Annotated in this window: 16 protein-coding genes; 4 read left to right on the top strand and 12 right to left on the bottom strand. The window is 63.9% G+C overall.

Features of this window, described 5'->3' with window-relative positions:
- Positions 1 to 70: 70 nt before the first annotated feature.
- Entirely contained in the window at positions 71 to 1036 is a 966-nt protein-coding gene (locus L6637_RS36570) for a tyrosine recombinase XerC (RefSeq protein ID WP_237861226.1), read from the top strand.
- A 114-nt stretch (positions 1037 to 1150) separates the two neighbouring features.
- Positions 1151 to 1744 (top strand): DUF4337 domain-containing protein, encoded by a 594-nt coding sequence (locus tag L6637_RS36565; protein ID WP_237861225.1) that lies wholly within the window; start codon positions 1151 to 1153, stop codon positions 1742 to 1744.
- Positions 1745 to 1925: 181 nt separating this feature from the next.
- Here the strand turns inward: L6637_RS36565 and L6637_RS36560 are convergent, their stop codons facing one another.
- From L6637_RS36560 to zapE, 10 genes are all read right to left on the bottom strand, one after another.
- Positions 1926 to 2456, bottom strand: a complete 531-nt coding sequence (locus tag L6637_RS36560; protein ID WP_237861224.1) for a hypothetical protein — start codon at positions 2454 to 2456, stop codon at positions 1926 to 1928.
- Between the two features lie 34 nt (positions 2457 to 2490).
- Positions 2491 to 3891, bottom strand: a complete 1401-nt coding sequence (gene lpdA / locus L6637_RS36555; RefSeq protein ID WP_237873721.1) for a dihydrolipoyl dehydrogenase — start codon at positions 3889 to 3891, stop codon at positions 2491 to 2493.
- Positions 3892 to 3948: 57 nt separating this feature from the next.
- Positions 3949 to 4710 (bottom strand): SDR family oxidoreductase, encoded by a 762-nt coding sequence (locus L6637_RS36550; RefSeq protein WP_249802186.1) that lies wholly within the window; start codon positions 4708 to 4710, stop codon positions 3949 to 3951.
- A 54-nt stretch (positions 4711 to 4764) separates the two neighbouring features.
- Positions 4765 to 6006, bottom strand: a complete 1242-nt coding sequence (odhB, locus tag L6637_RS36545) for a 2-oxoglutarate dehydrogenase complex dihydrolipoyllysine-residue succinyltransferase (protein WP_237861221.1) — start codon at positions 6004 to 6006, stop codon at positions 4765 to 4767.
- Between the two features lie 158 nt (positions 6007 to 6164).
- The gene (locus L6637_RS36540) at positions 6165 to 9134 is read right to left on the bottom strand and encodes a 2-oxoglutarate dehydrogenase E1 component (protein WP_237873720.1); all 2970 of its coding nucleotides are present in this window, start codon (positions 9132 to 9134) and stop codon (positions 6165 to 6167) included.
- Between the two features lie 137 nt (positions 9135 to 9271).
- Positions 9272 to 10156: a succinate--CoA ligase subunit alpha gene (gene sucD, locus L6637_RS36535; RefSeq protein ID WP_092234007.1), complete on the bottom strand. Its 885-nt coding sequence runs from the start codon at positions 10154 to 10156 to the stop codon at positions 9272 to 9274.
- Between the two features lie 36 nt (positions 10157 to 10192).
- Positions 10193 to 10672: a DUF1579 family protein gene (locus L6637_RS36530; protein ID WP_237861218.1), complete on the bottom strand. Its 480-nt coding sequence runs from the start codon at positions 10670 to 10672 to the stop codon at positions 10193 to 10195.
- A 4-nt stretch (positions 10673 to 10676) separates the two neighbouring features.
- Entirely contained in the window at positions 10677 to 11873 is a 1197-nt protein-coding gene (gene sucC, locus L6637_RS36525) for an ADP-forming succinate--CoA ligase subunit beta (RefSeq protein ID WP_237861217.1), read from the bottom strand.
- Positions 11874 to 12070: 197 nt separating this feature from the next.
- Positions 12071 to 13039 carry a malate dehydrogenase gene (mdh, locus tag L6637_RS36520; RefSeq protein ID WP_128949093.1) on the bottom strand — a complete coding sequence of 323 codons (969 nt, stop codon included), beginning with the start codon at positions 13037 to 13039 and terminating at the stop codon, positions 12071 to 12073.
- Positions 13040 to 13301: 262 nt separating this feature from the next.
- The gene (gene zapE, locus L6637_RS36515; protein ID WP_237861216.1) at positions 13302 to 14489 is read right to left on the bottom strand and encodes a cell division protein ZapE; all 1188 of its coding nucleotides are present in this window, start codon (positions 14487 to 14489) and stop codon (positions 13302 to 13304) included.
- A gap of 194 nt (positions 14490 to 14683) precedes the next feature.
- On the opposite strand from zapE, the gene L6637_RS36510 reads away from it, so the two are divergent.
- Both L6637_RS36510 and L6637_RS36505 read left to right on the top strand, forming a co-directional pair.
- A complete protein-coding gene (locus tag L6637_RS36510) occupies positions 14684 to 14938 on the top strand; it encodes a type II toxin-antitoxin system VapB family antitoxin (protein ID WP_237861215.1) in 255 nt (84 codons plus the stop codon).
- Positions 14938 to 15354 (top strand): type II toxin-antitoxin system VapC family toxin, encoded by a 417-nt coding sequence (locus tag L6637_RS36505; RefSeq protein ID WP_237861214.1) that lies wholly within the window; start codon positions 14938 to 14940, stop codon positions 15352 to 15354. The genes L6637_RS36510 and L6637_RS36505 overlap by 1 nt, the downstream gene beginning before the upstream one ends.
- A gap of 4 nt (positions 15355 to 15358) precedes the next feature.
- On the opposite strand, the gene thpR is transcribed toward L6637_RS36505, so the two are convergent.
- Together thpR and L6637_RS36495 are read right to left on the bottom strand one after the other, a co-directional pair.
- A complete protein-coding gene (gene thpR / locus L6637_RS36500; protein WP_237861213.1) occupies positions 15359 to 15895 on the bottom strand; it encodes an RNA 2',3'-cyclic phosphodiesterase in 537 nt (178 codons plus the stop codon).
- Positions 15896 to 16070: 175 nt separating this feature from the next.
- Positions 16071 to 16706, bottom strand: coding sequence for an arylesterase (locus L6637_RS36495; RefSeq protein ID WP_237873719.1), 636 nt, complete (start codon positions 16704 to 16706; stop codon positions 16071 to 16073).
- Positions 16707 to 16728: the final 22 nt, after the last annotated feature.

The following is a 16728-nucleotide window of genomic DNA, read 5'->3' as shown; positions in this document are numbered from 1 at the left end:
GAGGCGGCCTTAGCGAACGATAAACTGATGTGATGCGATATACTGTGCGGAATCACCACGTCCAGAGCGCATGAGCAAAGCGGCCGCCCCCCAGATCGAGCTCGCCAGCGCCGATCCCTCGATCGCGCAGGAGATGGCGCGCTGGCTGTCGCATCTCGGCGCCGAGCGCCGGCTGTCGCCGAAGACGCTGGAAGCCTATGGCCGGGACTTGCGGCAATGCCTGGATTTCCTCTGCGCGCATTGGGGTGAGCGCGTGACGCTGGAACGCTTCGCTTCGCTCGAAGCGACTGACGTCCGTGCCTTCATGGCGATGCGCCGCGCCGATGATATTGCCGGCCGCTCCCTGATGCGCGCGCTGGCGGGCCTGCGCTCCTTCGGCCGCTTCCTGGAGCGCGAAGGCAAGGGCAAGGTCGGCGCGCTCTCCGCGATCCGCGCGCCGAAGGTCGCAAAAACCTTGCCGAAGCCGCTGCCGATGGCGTCGGCAAAACGCCTGGCTGACGCCGACGAGCGCGCCGGCGAGGAGCGCGAGACCTGGATCCTGGTGCGCGACGCCGCGGTGATGGCGCTGCTCTATGGTTCGGGCCTACGCATCTCCGAGGCGCTCGGCTTGAAGCGCCGCGAGGTGCCGAAATCAGGTGAAGGCGACGTGCTCGTCGTGACGGGCAAAGGCAACAAGACGCGCATGGTGCCGGTGCTGCAGAATGTGCTGGCACTGATCGACGAATATGTCGCCATATGTCCGTATACGCTACCGCCTGAGGGGCCGATCTTCGTCGGCGCGCGCGGTGGTCCCTTGAGCCCGCGCATCATCCAGCTCGCGATGGAGCGGCTGCGCGGCGCGCTGGGCTTGCCCGACAGCGCCACGCCGCATGCGCTCCGCCATTCCTTCGCCACGCACCTGCTCTCGCGCGGCGGCGATTTGCGCGCGATCCAGGAATTGCTCGGCCATTCCTCGCTCTCGACCACGCAGATCTATACCGGCATCGATTCCGAGCGGCTGCTCGAGGTCTATGCGAACGCGCATCCACGGCGCTGAAGGGCTCGCTGAATCCTGACATCAAGCTGTCATCCAAGAACTCTTGCCAAGCATGCCTCTTGCGCAGGCCGCGCGGTTCGGTCAATCGTTGCGGAACCGAGACAGGAGGGATTCATGAGCGCACACGAAAGCATGGAGCACGCCGAGCATGCCGAGCACGCATCCGGCGAGAACAAGAAGATCGCCCTGCTGATCGCGGTGCTGGCACTGTTCCTGGCGATCTCGGAAACGCTCGGCAAGGGCGCCCAGACCGAATCGATCAGCAAGAATGTCGAGGCCTCCAACCTCTGGGCGTTCTTCCAGGCCAAGAGCATCCGCCGCACCGTGGTGCAGACCGCGGCCGACCAGGGCAAGCTGACGCTGGGCGCTGCCGCCGACGACGCCATGAAGGCCGCGGTGCAGAAGCAGATCGACGAGTGGCAGAAGACCGCGGCGCGCTACCGCTCCGAGCCCGAGACCGGCGAAGGCACCGAGCAGCTCGCCGAGAAAGCCAAGGAAGCCGAGCACCAGCGCGACGAGGCGACCGCGAAATATCATCACTTCGAGCTGGCGTCGGCCGCCTTCCAGATCGGCATCGTGCTGGCATCGGCGACGATCATCACCGGCATGCTGCCGCTCGCCTGGATCGCAGGCCTTCTGACGCTCGCGGGCCTCGGCATGACCGTGCTCGGCGCATGGGCGCCGCATCTGTTGCATCTGCACGGGTGAGAGGTGAGGCAGCGAACTCGACGTTAGACCCGTCATTCCGAGGTGCGAGGAGCGCAGTGCATCAGCACTGCGCTCGGAGCCTCGAAGGAGGAGCGGCCGAGATGCAGCCGGGCCGTCGCCCTTCGAGGCTCGCCGAAGAGGCGAGCACCTCAGGGTGACGGTCATAGAGGAGCGATGGCGCTTACCGCGCCTCGCGCACGCTCTTGCGGAAGCGCTGGATCAGGCGAAGGGTGCGCGAGGACCAGCCTTCGCCGTTGCCCTTGACCAGCTCGCGGATGCGGCTCTTGACCGGATCGACGATCTCGGTCGCCTTGGCGCGCAGCCGCAGCACCAACTCGTAGAGCCGCTCGAACCAGTGCATCTCCAGCAGCTTGTCGCGCGTGACGTCGAACACGAAGGCGGTGACGCCGACGCCGAGCATCTTGGCGAACAGGAACGTGGAGACGCCGGTCAGCCAATATTCATGGGTGAGCAGCCACAGGCCGATCAGCTTGAGCGGAAACAGCGGGATGATCGGCACCACGAACACGATCAGCGTCATGGCGGGCGACAGCGCATCGACGCGGTCGGCCAGCCATTGCTTGACGCGGGCGAGCGGGATCAGTGCGACAACCCGCGCGACGATCGGCTCGAGATGGTCCCACAGCCAAGCTTCGATCAGGAAGATGATCGCCAGCAGGACCCAGACCGGTTGAAGAAGGCGGCGCAACATGTGATGTCCCGCCCGATTCGGCTCTGGGCGTGGCCTACATATGGATGGCCCGCTTGCCGACTGCAAGCGCGGCTTCCTTGACGGCCTCCGAGCGGGTTGGATGCGCGTGGCAGGTGCGGGCGAGATCCTCCGCACTGCCACCAAACTCCATGAGAACGCAGGCCTCATGGATCATTTCGCCGGCCTCGATGCCGATGATGTGCACGCCGAGCACGCGGTCGGTCTTCGCATCTGCGAGAATCTTCACGAAGCCGTCGGTGGTCTGATTGACCTTGGAGCGGCCGTTGGCGGTAAAGGGAAACTTCCCGACGGTGTAGGCGACGCCGGCCTGCTTGAGCTCTTCCTCGGTCTTGCCGACGGAGGACACTTCCGGAGTGGTATACACGACGCCTGGGATAACGTCGTAGTTCACGTGGCCGGCCTGCCCGGCGATGATCTCCGCGACCGCAACGCCCTCATCCTCGGCCTTGTGCGCGAGCATGGGACCGGCGACGACGTCGCCGATGGCATAGACGCCCTTCAGGCTGGTGGCGAAATGCGGATCGATCTGCACGCGGCCGCGCGGATCGAGCGCAACACCGGCTTCCTTCAGGCCGAGGCCATCGGTGTAGGGCACGCGGCCGATGCAGACGAGCACGACGTCGGCCTCGATCGTCTCGGCGGTGCCGCCGGCAGCGGGCTCGACCGTCGCCTTCAGCGTCTTGCCCGAGGTGTCAACGCCCGTGACCTTGGCGCCGAGCTTGAACGCAAAGCCCTGCTTCTCGAGGATACGCTGGAATTGCTTTGCGATCTCGCCGTCCATGCCGGGCAGGATGCGGTCGAGGAATTCGACCACGACGACTTCGGCGCCGAGCCGCTTCCACACCGAGCCGAGCTCGAGGCCGATCACGCCGGCGCCGACGATCAGCAGCTTGCCGGGGACTTTGTCGAGCGACAGCGCGCCGGTCGAGGACACGATGCGCTTCTCGTCGATCTCGATGCCCTTCAGCCGCGCGATATCCGAGCCGGTGGCGATGACGATGTTCTTGGTCTCGATCACCTGCGACTTGCCGTCGGCGGAGACTTCGACCTTGCCGGCACTGATGATCTTGCCGGTGCCCTTGAGCACGTCGACCTTGTTCTTCTTCATCAGGAACTCGACGCCCTTGACGTTGCCGTCGATGCCCTGCTGCTTGAAGTTCATCATCGCGGGAAGATCGAGCTTCGGCGATGACACCGACACGCCCATCTTGGCGAAGGAGTGCCCGGCCTCCTCAAACATCTCGGAAGCGTGCAGCAGCGCCTTCGAGGGCATGCAGCCGACATTGAGACAGGTGCCGCCGAGCGTGGCGTTCTTTTCGACCACGGCGACTTTCATGCCGAGCTGGCTGGCGCGCACCGCGCAGACATAACCGCCAGGTCCGGTGCCGATGACGACGAGATCGTAGGTAGCCATGAGAGAAAGTCCCGTGAGTTTAGCGTGATGAGGATGTGTCAGCGTCCGCGCGGCGCGTCAGCGTCCGCCGGACACATCGAGAATGGCTGAGGTGACGTAGGAGGCATCGTCCGACATCAGCCAGACGATGGCATTGGCAATTTCGTCCGCAGTGCCGACGCGCTTCATCGGCACCACATGGGCCAGGCGATGATGCCGGTCTGGCTCGCCGCCAGAGGCATGAATTTCGGTGTCGATCAGGCCGGGGCGGATCGCGGCGACCCGGATGCCTTCGGCCGCGACTTCATAGCCGAGGCCGATGGTGAAGGAATCCACCGCGCCCTTCGATGCGGCATAATCGACATAGGTGTTGGGCGCGCCGAGCTTGGCAGCAACTGACGACAGATTGACGATGACGCCGCCCTTGCCGCCGTGCTTGGTCGACATCCGCTTCACCGCTTCGCGCGCGCAGAGGATCGAGCCGGTGACATTGACGGCCAATACCCGCTGGATCCGCTCGGCCGACATCTCGTCGACGCGCACGCCGCTCTGGCCGACGATGCCGCCATTGTTGACGAGCGCACCGAGCGTGCCGAACTTGTCGGCCTCCTTGAACAGGTCGATGATGTCGCGCTCCTCCGCGACATCGCATTTCACTGCGATCGCCTTGCCGTTGCTGGCCTCGATCGTAGCTACCACTTCGTCTGCGGCCTTCTTGTTGCTGGCATAGCCGACCACGACGCGGTAACCGCGCGCGGCCGCCGCTAGCGCGGTGGCGCGACCAATGCCGCGGCTGCCGCCGGTGATGACAACGACTTTATCCGTCACATCCACCTCCATGGTTCGACAGGCGCCGTCGCGAAGATCGCGACGGCGCTCGCAGAGCATCAGGGATCAGAGATCGAGCACCAGGCGCGCCGGATCTTCCAGGCTCTCCTTCACGCGAACCAGGAAGGTGACGGCTTCCTTGCCGTCGATGACGCGGTGATCGTAGGACAGCGCCAGATACATCATCGGGCGGACTTCGATCTTGCCGCCGACGACCATCGGGCGATCCTGGATCTTGTGCATGCCGAGGATGCCGGACTGCGGCGCATTCAGGATCGGGGTCGACATCAGCGAGCCGTAGATGCCGCCATTGGTGATGGTGAAGGTGCCGCCCTGCATCTCGTCGATCTTGAGCTGACCGTCACGGGCGCGGCGACCGAAATCGGCGATGCCCTTCTCGATGTCGGCGATCGACTTGTGATCGCAGTCGCGCACCACGGGCACAACGAGGCCCTTGTCGGTGCCGACGGCGACGCCGATGTGGTAGTAATTCTTGTAGATCAAATCGGTGCCGTCGATCTCGGCGTTGACGGCCGGGATGTCCTTCAGCGCCTGCACGACGGCCTTGGTGAAGAAGCCCATGAAGCCGAGCTTCGAACCGTGCTTCTTCTCGAACGCATCCTTGTAGTGGGCCCGCAGCGCCATCACGTTGGTCATGTCGACCTCGTTGAAGGTCGTCAGCATGGCCGCAGTGTTCTGCACGTCCTTGAGGCGGCGCGCGATGGTCTGGCGCAGGCGGGTCATCTTCACGCGCTCCTCGCGGGCGGCGTCATCGGCCGGCGACGGCGCGCGCACCTGCACGGCCGCGGCGGGCTGGTTGACCGGGGTCGGCGCGGAAGCCGCACGCTCGATCGCAGCCAGCATGTCGCCCTTGGTGACGCGGCCATCCTTGCCGGAGCCCGGAACGGTCGAGGCATCGATGCCGCTCTCGGCCGAAATCTTGCGCACGGACGGGGCGAGCGGCGCATCGGCCGGCGGCGCCTTCGGCGCGGCGGCAGCAGCCGGAGCGGCAGCGGCGGGCGCCGGAGCAGCAGCGGGCTTGGCGGGGGCGGCGGCAGGCTTGGCAGCGCCGGCACCGTCGGTGATCTGGCCGAGCAGCGCACCGACCGCGACGGTCGCGCCATCGGCCGCGATGATCTCGCTCAGCGTGCCGGCGGAAGGCGCCGGGACTTCGATGGTGACCTTGTCGGTCTCGAGCTCCACCAACGGCTCGTCGACGGCGACCGGGTCGCCGGCCTTCTTGAACCAGCGGCCGATGGTGGCCTCGGTGACGGATTCGCCGAGCGTCGGCACACGAATTTCAGTCATGGTCTTTTCCTCAAGGGATCGCAGTCGCGGACAGGAATTCATACGTCATGCCCCGCGAAGGCGGGGCATCCAGTACTCCGCGACGTTCGTTCTGATCACGAAGTTCACGGCGTACTGGATTGCCCGCCTTCGCGGGCAATGACAGTCTTAAAAACTTCTCAGCTCAGTGCTTCGTCCAGGAACGCCTTCAGCTGCGCCTGATGTTTGGACATCAGACCAGTGGCGGTCGCGGCGGAAGCGGCGCGGCCGACATAACGCGGACGCCGGCTCGCACCGTTCACCTGGTTCAGCACCCATTCCAGATAGGGCTCGATGAAGTGCCAGGCGCCCATGTTGCGCGGCTCCTCCTGGCACCAGATCACTTCCGCCTTCTTGAAGCGCGACAGCTCGGCCACCAGCGCCTTCAGCGGCACCGGATAGAGCTGCTCGACGCGCATCAGATAGATGTCGTCGATGCCGCGCTTCTCGCGCTCTTCATAGAGGTCGTAATAGACCTTGCCCGAGCAGAGCACGATGCGGCGGATCTTGTCGTCCGGAACGAGCTTGATCGGCTCGTTCGGCAGCATCTGGGCGTCATCGTAGAGGATGCGGTGGAAGGTCGTTCCCTTCGCGAGCTCCTCGAGACGCGAGACCGCACGCTTGTGACGCAGCAGCGATTTCGGCGTCATCATGATCAGCGGCTTGCGGATCTCGCGATGAAGCTGACGGCGCAGCGCGTGGAAATAGTTCGCCGGCGTGGTCGGATAGACAACCTGCATGTTGTCTTCCGCGGACATCTGCAGGTAACGCTCCAGACGAGCCGAGGAGTGCTCCGGACCCTGGCCCTCATAGCCGTGCGGCAACAGGCAGACGAGGCCGGACATGCGCAGCCATTTGCGCTCGCCCGAGGAGATGAACTGGTCGAACACGACCTGCGCGCCGTTGGCGAAGTCGCCGAACTGGGCTTCCCAGAGCGTCAGCGTATTCGGCTCGGCCAGCGAGTAGCCGTATTCGAAGCCGAGCACCGCTTCTTCCGACAGCAGCGAGTTGATGACCTCGTAATGGCCCTGCTCGTTGCCGAGATGGTTGAACGGCGTGTAGCGGCTCTCGTCCTCCTGGTCGATCAGGACCGAGTGACGCTGCGAGAAGGTGCCGCGCTCCGAATCCTGTCCGGACAGGCGGACATGGTGGTTCTCGTTGAGCAGCGTGCAGAACGCCAGCGCTTCGCCGGTCGCCCAATCGATGCCGGCACCGGTGTCGATCGCCTTGGCACGGTTGTCGAGGAAGCGCTGGATGGTGCGGTGAACGCGGAAACCATCCGGCACCTTGGTGATCTTGCGACCGATGTCCTTGAGAACAGGCAGGTCGACGCCGGTGACGCCGCGGCGTGCATCCTCTTCCTGGTCGGCGATCTTGAAGCCGGACCATTTGCCGTCGAGCCAGTCGGCCTTGTTCGGCTTGTAGGAGGTGCCGGCCTCGAACTCGGCATCGAGTCGGGCGCGCCAGTCGGCCTTGAGCTTGTCGACCTCTCCCTCGGTGACCACGCCTTCGGCGATCAGGCGCTTGGAGTAGAGCGTGAGGGTCGAGGGATGGGCCGCGATCCGCTTGTACATCACGGGCTGGGTGAACGCGGGCTCATCGCCCTCATTGTGGCCGTAGCGGCGATAGCACCACATGTCGATGACGACAGGCTTGTGGAACTTCTGCCGGAATTCGGTCGCGACCTTGGCCGCGAACACCACGGCCTCCGGATCGTCGCCATTCACATGGAAGATCGGCGCGTCGATCATCTTCGCCACATCGGACGGATAGGGCGAGGAGCGCGAGTAACGCGGATAGGTGGTGAAGCCGATCTGGTTGTTGACGATGAAGTGCACGGAGCCGCCGGTCCGGTAGCCCTTCAGGTCCGACAGTCCGAAACATTCCGCCACCACGCCCTGGCCGGCGAACGCCGCGTCGCCGTGCATCAAGAGCGGCATCACCGAGATGCGCTGGTCCGGCGGATCGCCGTGCTGGTCCTGCTTCGCGCGCACCTTGCCGAGCACGACGGGATCGACGATCTCGAGATGCGAGGGGTTGGCGGTCAACGACAGATGGATGCGGTTGCCGTCGAACTCGCGGTCCGAGGAGGCGCCGAGGTGATACTTGACGTCGCCCGAGCCTTCGACCGCGTCGGGGTTGGCCGAGCCGCCCTTGAACTCGTGGAACAGTGCGCGATGGGCCTTGCCCAACACCTGGGTCAGCACGTTGAGGCGGCCGCGATGCGGCATGCCGAGCACGATTTCCTTTACGCCAAGATTGCCGCCGCGCTTGATGATCTGCTCGAGCGCGGGGATCAAGGCTTCGCCACCATCGAGGCCGAAGCGCTTGGTGCCGGTGAACTTGGTGTCGCAGAATTTTTCGAAGCCCTCGGCTTCGACCAGCTTCGTCAGGATGGCTCTGCGGCCTTCGCGGGTGAAGGAGATTTCCTTGTCCGGCCCCTCGATGCGCTCCTGGATCCAGGCCTTCTGCGCGGCATTGCTGATATGCATGAACTCGACGCCGAGCGTCTGGCAATAGGTGCGCTCGCAGATCGCGGTGATCTCGCGCAAGCTGCCGTATTCGAGGCCGAGCACGTGATCGAGGAAGATCTTGCGGTCGAAATCGGCTTCGCTGAAGCCGTAGGTGCGCGGGTCAAGCTCTTCGCGGTTGCGCTGGGCTTCGATGCCGAGCGGATCGAGCTTGGCGTGAAAGTGGCCGCGCATGCGGTAGGAGCGGATCAGCATCAACGCACGGACCGAGTCGCGCGTGGCCTGGAGCAATTCGGCGGAAGTAATCGCGGCGCCCTTGTCGCCCCCCTTGGCTTGCGCCTTGGCGGCGATCTTGGCGCCAACCGCCTTCTCCACTTCGGCCCAATTGCCGTCGAGGGCGGACGTCAGATCGTCCTGCGGGGTCAGCGGCCAGTTGTCGCGCTCCCAGGACGGACCCTCGGCGTTCTTCCGGACGTCGGCCGGCTGGTCGTTGAGGCTCTTGAAGAACTCCTGCCACTCGGCGTCGACCGAGGATGGGTCCTTCTCGTAGCGGGCGTAGATTTCGTCGATGTAGGTGGCGTTGGTGCCCTGCAAAAATGATGACAGGGCAAAGGCTGCGTTCGCGTCCTGGCGAGACATACTGGGTTCCTGGCGATTTCGGTTCGCGCATAACAAACGGCGCTGGCGCCGAGCTCCCCCGACAGAGGCTCGACGCGACAGGCACCCTTTACCCTATTTGCTGCGAAACTTCGCCCGGAAAAGCACGAAGGAGTGAATTAGCCTTTCAACTTTTCGGCAAGCGTGTGGCCGAGGCGGGCAGGCGACGGGGACACTGTAATCCCTGCGGATTTCATCGCCTCGGTCTTGGAACCGGCGTCGCCCTTGCCGCCGGAAATGATCGCGCCGGCATGGCCCATGCGGCGGCCGGGAGGTGCGGTGACGCCCGCGATGAAACCGACCATCGGCTTCTTGCGGCCGCGCTTGGCCTCGTCCTTGAGGAACTGGGCGGCGTCCTCCTCGGCCGAACCGCCGATCTCGCCGATCATGATGATCGACTCGGTCTTGGGATCGGCCAGCAGCATTTCGAGGACGTCGATGAATTCGGTGCCCTTGACCGGATCGCCGCCGATGCCGACCGCGGTGGTCTGGCCGAGGCCTTCCTGGGAGGTCTGGAACACGGCTTCATAGGTCAGCGTGCCCGACCGGGAGACGATGCCGACCGAGCCGGTCTTGAAGATGTTGGCCGGCATGATGCCGATCTTGCACTCGCCGGCGGTCATGACGCCCGGGCAGTTCGGTCCGATCAGGCGCGACTTGGAGCCGGCGAGCGAGCGCTTCACGCGCACCATGTCGATGACGGGGATGCCTTCGGTGATGCAGACGATCAGCGGGATCTCGGCGTCGATGGCTTCGCAGATCGCGTCGGCCGCGCCCGGCGGCGGCACGTAGATCACCGATGCATCGGCACCGGTCTTCTCGCGCGCCTCGCGCACGGTGTCGAACACCGGCAGGTTCAGATGGGTCGAGCCGCCTTTGCCGGGCGAGGTGCCGCCGACCATCTTGGTGCCGTAAGCAATCGCAGCCTCGGAATGGAAGGTGCCGTTCTTGCCGGTGAAGCCCTGGCAGATGACCTTGGTGTTCTTGTCGATCAGGATGGACATGAGGTCTGCTTTCGCGAAACTAACGGAGTGAGAGGATCAGTGGATGCGGCGATAGATGCCGGTGAGCACGTCGGCCCAGCCTTCCGCATCCGGCGAGAACTGAATCTTCAACGAGTAAGAGGCGTCGTCGATGATCTCGTAGACGTGGCGCGCATTGCCGCGGAGCGAACCGCGCACCAGCGTCAGGGTGTTGCCGACCCACCCACCCGAGGCGGGCGAGGGCGGCGTGTAGCCGAGCGAGTCGTACCAGAACAATTTGTAGGTCCGGTCGTCGCGGTCGTAGGTGAAGAGGCCGTGGGTGGCGAAGGCCTGCTTGCCATCGCGCATCTGCACCGAGTCCTGGATCAAATAGAACCCGTTGAGATCCATGCGCGCGACGGTACGCGAGGTGGCCGGTCCGCCTTCCGTCCAGCGCGACGGAAAGACCATCTCTTCACCGTTCCATTCGCCGGCGAATGCGGCGAGACGCGCATGCTCTGCAAGCGGAGACGATGCGGAGAGATGGTCCTGGGCCATGGCCTTAGCCTCCCTTGACGGCCTTCACGATCTTCTGCGCGGCGTCGTCTAGATTGTCCGCCGGCACCACGTTCAAGCCGGATTCGCGGATGATCTTCTTGCCGAGCTCGACATTGGTGCCTTCGAGGCGAACCACCAGCGGCACGCTGAGGCCGACTTCACGAACCGCAGCCGTGACGCCCTCGGCGATCACGTCGCACTTCATGATGCCGCCGAAGATGTTGACCAGGATGCCCTTCACGTTGGGATCGGCGGTGATGATCTTGAACGCGGCCGCGACCTTCTCCTTGCTGGCGCTGCCGCCGACGTCGAGGAAGTTCGCCGGCGCCATGCCGTAGAGCTTGATGATGTCCATCGTCGCCATGGCAAGACCGGCGCCGTTGACCATGCAGCCGATATTGCCGTCGAGAGTGACGTAGTTGAGGTCGTACTTGGACGCCTCGATTTCCTTGGCGTCTTCCTCGGTCTCGTCGCGCAGCGCGAGCACTTCGGGGTGACGGAACAGCGCGTTGTCGTCGAACGACACCTTGGCGTCGAGCACGCGGAGCTGGCCCTGCTTGGTCACGACCAGCGGGTTGATCTCCAGCATCGACATGTCCTTGGCGACGAAGGCCGCGTAGAGCTGCGCGGTGAGTTTTTCCGCCTGCTTGGCGAGATCGCCCGAGAGCTTCAGGGCATTCGCGACGGTACGGCCGTGATGGCCCATGATGCCGGTGGCGGGATCGACCGAGAAGGTGACGATCTTCTCAGGGCTATTGTGCGCGACGTCCTCGATGTTGACGCCGCCTTCGGTCGAGACGACGAAGGAGACCCGCGAGGTCTCGCGGTCGACCAGGATCGAGAGATAGAACTCCTTGTCGATGTCGGAGCCGTCCTCGATGTAGAGGCGGTTGACCTGCTTGCCGGCCGGGCCGGTCTGGATCGTCACCAGCGTGGCGCCGAGCATCTGCTTGGCGAATTCGGAGACCTCTGCGGCCGACTTGGCGATGCGGACGCCGCCCTTGTCGCCGGCCGAGGCTTCCTTGAACTTGCCCTTGCCGCGGCCGCCGGCATGGATCTGACTCTTCACCACATAGACCGGACCGGGCAGCGCCTTGGCGGCGGCTTCCGCGTCAGCGGCCTTGAGAACCGGGACACCCTTGGAGATCGGTACCCCGAACTCACCCAGCAGCGCCTTGGCCTGATATTCATGAATATTCATATGGTCGCTCCCTGAACCCGCGGGCGGTGACCCCATGGGCCCACCTCAGTCTTGTGGCTGGCATACCATATACCACAGGAACTGCAACCCGGATTCTTTGATATCGAAATTGTGGACCAGACCCCACCCCGGCCAGCCGGGTCCGGAAATGAAACCGCCGAAGACCGGGTTTCGATCTTCGGCGGGAATTGTCGCGCTTAGCGGCCGAGAAGATCGGGGGCGATCTTCTTGCAGGCATCGACCAGGCCCTGCACCGCGCCGACCGACTTGTCGAAGGCCTCGCGGTCCTTGCCGGCGAGTTCGATCTCGACGACGCGCTCGACGCCCTTGGAGCCGATCACGACCGGCACGCCGACATACATGTCCTTCACGCTGTACTCGCCGTTGAGATAGGCGGCACAGGGCAGCACGCGCTTCTTGTCACGCAGATAGCTCTCGGCCATCGCGATGGCGGAGGCGGCCGGCGCGTAGAAGGCCGAGCCGGTCTTGAGCAAATTGACGATCTCGGCGCCGCCGTTGCGGGTGCGGTCGACGATCTCGTCGAGGCGCGCCTGCGAGGTCCAACCCATCTTGACGAGGTCGGGCAGCGGGATGCCGGCGACGGTGGAGTACTTCACCAGCGGCACCATGGTGTCGCCGTGGCCGCCGAGCACGAAGGCGGTGACGTCTTCGACCGAGACGTTGAATTCGTCGGCGAGGAAGTAGCGGAAGCGCGCGGAGTCGAGCACGCCGGCCATGCCGACGACCTTCTTGTGCGGCAGGCCCGAGGCCTTCTGCAGCGCCCAGACCATGGCGTCGAGCGGGTTGGTGATGCAGATGACGAACGCGTCGGGGGCGTACTTCTTGATGCCGGCGCCGACCTGCTCCATGACCTTGAGGTTGATGGAGAGGAGGTCGTCGCGGCTCATGCCGGGCTTGCGCGGCACGCCGGCAGTGACGATGCAGACCTTGGCGTTGTCGAGCGCCTCGTAGGAATTGGCGCCGGTATAGTGCGCGTCAAAACCGTCGACCGGCGAGGACTGCGCGATGTCGAGCGCCTTGCCCTGCGGCACGCCCTCGGCGATGTCGAACATCACGACGTCGCCCAGTTCTTTCAGGCCGATGAGGTGAGCCAGCGTTCCGCCGATCTGGCCGGAGCCAATCAAAGCAATCTTGTCGCGCGCCATGTGAACCTGTCCTTTAGACACGTGAGGAGGGAAAAACTGAATGGGTGGTTATCCCTTTCGCTTCCCCCGTTCAAGTCGGTGGATGCCCAATTGTCGGGCTTGGCGAGATAGCAATCAGCATACCCGATCCGTCATTCCGGGATGCGCCGACAGGCGCAGGCCCGGAATCCATCGGGCGGCTGAGTTTGTGGCGCGATGGATTCCGGGCTCGCGACTTTGTCGCGCCCCGGAATGACAGCGGTACCTTCGGCGAGAATAGGACTTAAGTCTCGACCAAGCCCTTGGTGGAGCCGCTGGCGGTGGAATCCTTGCGACCATGCGGCAGCGCCAGATAGGATTCAGAGCTCATCTCGATCAGGCGCGAGGAGGTCCGCTTGAACTCCATGGCCTCGTTGCCCTCATGGGCGAGATAGAGCGAGATCGGGTTGGCGTCGGCCGATGCCATCAGCTTCACGGCATTGTCATAGAGCGTGTCGATCAGCGTGATGAAGCGCTTGGCGGCGTTGCGCTGGGAGACGTCCATCACTGGAATATGGTCGACCAGGATGGTGTGATAGTCGTGCGCCAGCCTGAGGTAGTCGGACGCACCCAGCGGCTTCTCGCAGAGATCGGCGAAGGCAAAGCGCGCGACGCCATGGGCCGAGCACGGCACGTGCAGGATGCGGCCCTTGATCTGGATGTCGCGCGACTTGCATTTGGCATTGCCCGTCATTTTCACCCACGCGCGATTGAGCGCGGCGTCGGCATCGCCATCCGCCGGCGTCAGCCACATCGGCACGCCCTGAAGTTTTTCCAGCCGGAAGTCGGTGCGCGCATCGAGCCGCGAGACGTCCATGTGGTCGGTGATCTGCTTGATGAAGGGCAGGAACAGCGCGCGGTTCAACCCGCCCTTGTAGAGATCGTCGGGCGCGACGTTGGAGGTTGCGACCACGACGGTGCCGAGCTCGAACAGTTTTGCGAACAGGCGCCCCAGGATCATCGCATCCGCGATGTCGGTGACGTGGAATTCGTCGAAGCAGAGCAGCCAGCTCTCCTCGAAGATCGCTTGCGCGGTCAGCGCGATGACATCGCCATCAGGGATCTGTCCGCGCGCGATGCCCTGCCGATAATCGTAGATGCGTTCGTGCACATCGGCCATGAATTCGTGGAAATGCGCGCGGCGCTTGTGCTCGACATTCGAGTGCTGGAAGAACAGGTCCATCAGCATGGTCTTGCCGCGACCGACCTCGCCATGGATGTAGAGCCCGCGCGGCGCCTCGTCTTTGTCGCCACCGTTGAACAGGCGGGCGAGCAGGCCCTGCTTGCGCTTGGGGCTGTAGTTCGCGAGCCGCAGGTCGAGTGCCGCATAGGCCTCGGCGACCTCGGCCTGCGCGGCATCGGGCTCGATCGCGCCGGAGGCGATCTGGGCTTGATAGGCTTCGCTGAAGGAGGAGTTCGGGGTGGAGAGCATCGCCCTTTACCGCCAGAGACCGGCGGAAATTGCAACGACATATTGGCGCAAGGGCTTATGCGCTCCTGCCTTCGCGAACGAACTGCGCGCCGACATCCACCTGGGTGCAAGCACGGCGTCCAGGTCGCCGCACGGATCTATTGTTGCACTCCGCCATGGTAGAATATACCTATTGAGGAACCAAGGAACCTCAAATGGCGCTAAGCATCAAGGACCCTGAAACGGAGCAGTTGGCGCGAAGCCTCGCGCAATTGACCGGCGAGAACATCACGACGGCAACCAAGCGCGCCATCGAGGAGCGATTGCGCCGGCTCGGCGGACAGGCTCACAAAGACGCGCTGCTGGAGGACATGGCCGAGATCAGGCGGCGCTGGAGCGAAATGCGCGTCGTGGACGACCGCACGCCTGAGGAAATTCTCGGATACGACGACCATGGATTGCCGCGCTGATGGTGATCGATACGTCGGCGATCGTGGCAATTGCACTCAATGAAGACGATGCAGCAGATATCGAGCGACTGATCGTGGACGATCCGATCCGCCTGATCTCGGCGGCCACGGTGCTTGAGACAACGATGGTGATCGAGACGCGGCTAGGTGATGCGGGCGGGCGCGAATTCGACCTCTGGCTCGTCAAGATCGGCGCCGAGATCGTGGCAGTTGACGCCGGACAAACCGATGCGGCGCGACGTGCCTGGCGGCGCTACGGGAAAGGGCGTCACGCCGCGTCGCTCAACTACGGTGATTGCTTTTCCTACGCTCTGGCCATGACCCGCGGCGAACCGCTGCTGTTCAAGGGCGATGACTTCGCGAAGACCGATGTCAGCCGGTCAGGCGCTGTGCGCCGCGATAACGCGCCGAGGTAAAGACCTACTCACACAGCTCGTAGGCGTCCTCGACGACATACGGGCCGCCGCCTGTCGACGCGCGCGACGAGAAAAGCACGAAGCGCTCGGCCATGAAGGCCTTGCTCGGGAAGTAGCCGCGGATCGAGAGATAGTCGGCGACGTCACGGTCGGTGGCGTCGTGCAGCCGGGCCAGCGTGACATGCGGAATGAATTTGCGCCCTTCCGGATTGAGGCCGATCCGCTGCATCATGCGTTCGAGCTCGGCCTGCAGATCCATCAGCGGCTTGCTTGGTGCGATGGTGGCGACCACCGCGCGCGGCTTGCGGCCGCCGAAGCTCTGCAAGCCCTGCACCTTCACCTCGAACGGCTTGCGATCGACACGAAACAACATCGATGCGATCTCGTTGGCGGAGGCGCCATCGATATCGCCGATGAAGCGCAGAGTGACGTGATAATTTTCGGGATCGATCCACCGGGCGCCGGGGAGGCCACCTCGCAAGTTGGAAAGCGACTGGCCGATCTCGGCCGGAATTTCCAGACCAGTGAACAAACGCGGCATCGTTTCGTACTCCCGATGCTTGGGTACAGTCCTCAAGAAGCAGGACCCTATCCAAATTAGAGCCGGTGACGAATCACCGGTACCCTGATTCCTATCGCAGTTGTGTGACTCTGCGAAGTGTTGCCAAGGCTACACCGGGAAAACCCTGGGAGTCAGGGTTAGCATTGCCTGCTTTTCAACGGCGTTGCTCGCCGATCGTGCGCACGAATGCCTCCACCGTGGGCAACATCTTATCGACGACGATGTCGACACCTTCAGCGGTCGGATGAATGCCGTCGGCCTGGTTGAGCTTGGCATCGGCCGCGACGCCGTCGAGAAAGAACGGATAGAGCGGCACGTCGAACTGTTTCGCCAAATCCGGATAAATCGAATTGAAGCGCGCACCATAATCCGCGCCGAAATTCGGCGGCGCCAGCATGCCACACAACATCACGGCGATCTTGCGCGCCTTGAGACGCTGAACGATGTCGGTCAACGCCGCCCGCGTCAAGTCAGGGTCGATACCGCGCATCGCGTCATTGGCGCCGAGCTCGACGATCACGCCCTCTGTTCCCTCGGGCACCGACCATTCGAGCCGGTCGCGGCCGCCGGACGAGGTATCGCCCGACACGCCGGCGTTGGTCATGTCGACCACTATGCCTTTGGCTTGCAAGGCTTTTTGAAGCTTGGCAGGAAACGCATCCTGGGCCGGGAGGCCGAGACCGGCACTCAAGGAATCGCCGAGAACGACAAGCTTGATCGGCGTTGCCGCATCCGCCCAGGCCGGATGGGCGAGCGTCATCAAAACGAGCATCAACACGGCTATGTGCATGAACAATCCGTAACGCCTCTCG

Source organism: Bradyrhizobium zhengyangense, from assembly GCF_022012435.1.
GTDB lineage: Bacteria > Pseudomonadota > Alphaproteobacteria > Rhizobiales > Xanthobacteraceae > Bradyrhizobium > Bradyrhizobium zhengyangense.
Note: the sequence above shows the minus strand (reverse complement) of the source record. Positions and strands in the feature narration are given on the sequence as shown.

What these genes read in the sequence shown, in the direction of transcription:
- L6637_RS36570 (WP_237861226.1), top strand. Translation starts at nt 71, where the DNA reads ATGAGCAAAGCGGCCGCCCCCCAGATCGAGCTCGCCAGCGCCGATCCC.
- L6637_RS36565 (WP_237861225.1), top strand. Translation starts at nt 1,151, where the DNA reads ATGAGCGCACACGAAAGCATGGAGCACGCCGAGCATGCCGAGCACGCA.
- L6637_RS36560 (WP_237861224.1), bottom strand. Translation starts at nt 2,456, where the DNA reads ATGTTGCGCCGCCTTCTTCAACCGGTCTGGGTCCTGCTGGCGATCATC.
- lpdA (WP_237873721.1), bottom strand. Translation starts at nt 3,891, where the DNA reads ATGGCTACCTACGATCTCGTCGTCATCGGCACCGGACCTGGCGGTTAT.
- L6637_RS36550 (WP_249802186.1), bottom strand. Translation starts at nt 4,710, where the DNA reads ATGGAGGTGGATGTGACGGATAAAGTCGTTGTCATCACCGGCGGCAGC.
- odhB (WP_237861221.1), bottom strand. Translation starts at nt 6,006, where the DNA reads ATGACTGAAATTCGTGTGCCGACGCTCGGCGAATCCGTCACCGAGGCC.
- L6637_RS36540 (WP_237873720.1), bottom strand. Translation starts at nt 9,134, where the DNA reads ATGTCTCGCCAGGACGCGAACGCAGCCTTTGCCCTGTCATCATTTTTG.
- sucD (WP_092234007.1), bottom strand. Translation starts at nt 10,156, where the DNA reads ATGTCCATCCTGATCGACAAGAACACCAAGGTCATCTGCCAGGGCTTC.
- L6637_RS36530 (WP_237861218.1), bottom strand. Translation starts at nt 10,672, where the DNA reads ATGGCCCAGGACCATCTCTCCGCATCGTCTCCGCTTGCAGAGCATGCG.
- sucC (WP_237861217.1), bottom strand. Translation starts at nt 11,873, where the DNA reads ATGAATATTCATGAATATCAGGCCAAGGCGCTGCTGGGTGAGTTCGGG.
- mdh (WP_128949093.1), bottom strand. Translation starts at nt 13,039, where the DNA reads ATGGCGCGCGACAAGATTGCTTTGATTGGCTCCGGCCAGATCGGCGGA.
- zapE (WP_237861216.1), bottom strand. Translation starts at nt 14,489, where the DNA reads ATGCTCTCCACCCCGAACTCCTCCTTCAGCGAAGCCTATCAAGCCCAG.
- L6637_RS36510 (WP_237861215.1), top strand. Translation starts at nt 14,684, where the DNA reads ATGGCGCTAAGCATCAAGGACCCTGAAACGGAGCAGTTGGCGCGAAGC.
- L6637_RS36505 (WP_237861214.1), top strand. Translation starts at nt 14,938, where the DNA reads ATGGTGATCGATACGTCGGCGATCGTGGCAATTGCACTCAATGAAGAC.
- thpR (WP_237861213.1), bottom strand. Translation starts at nt 15,895, where the DNA reads ATGCCGCGTTTGTTCACTGGTCTGGAAATTCCGGCCGAGATCGGCCAG.
- L6637_RS36495 (WP_237873719.1), bottom strand. Translation starts at nt 16,706, where the DNA reads ATGCACATAGCCGTGTTGATGCTCGTTTTGATGACGCTCGCCCATCCG.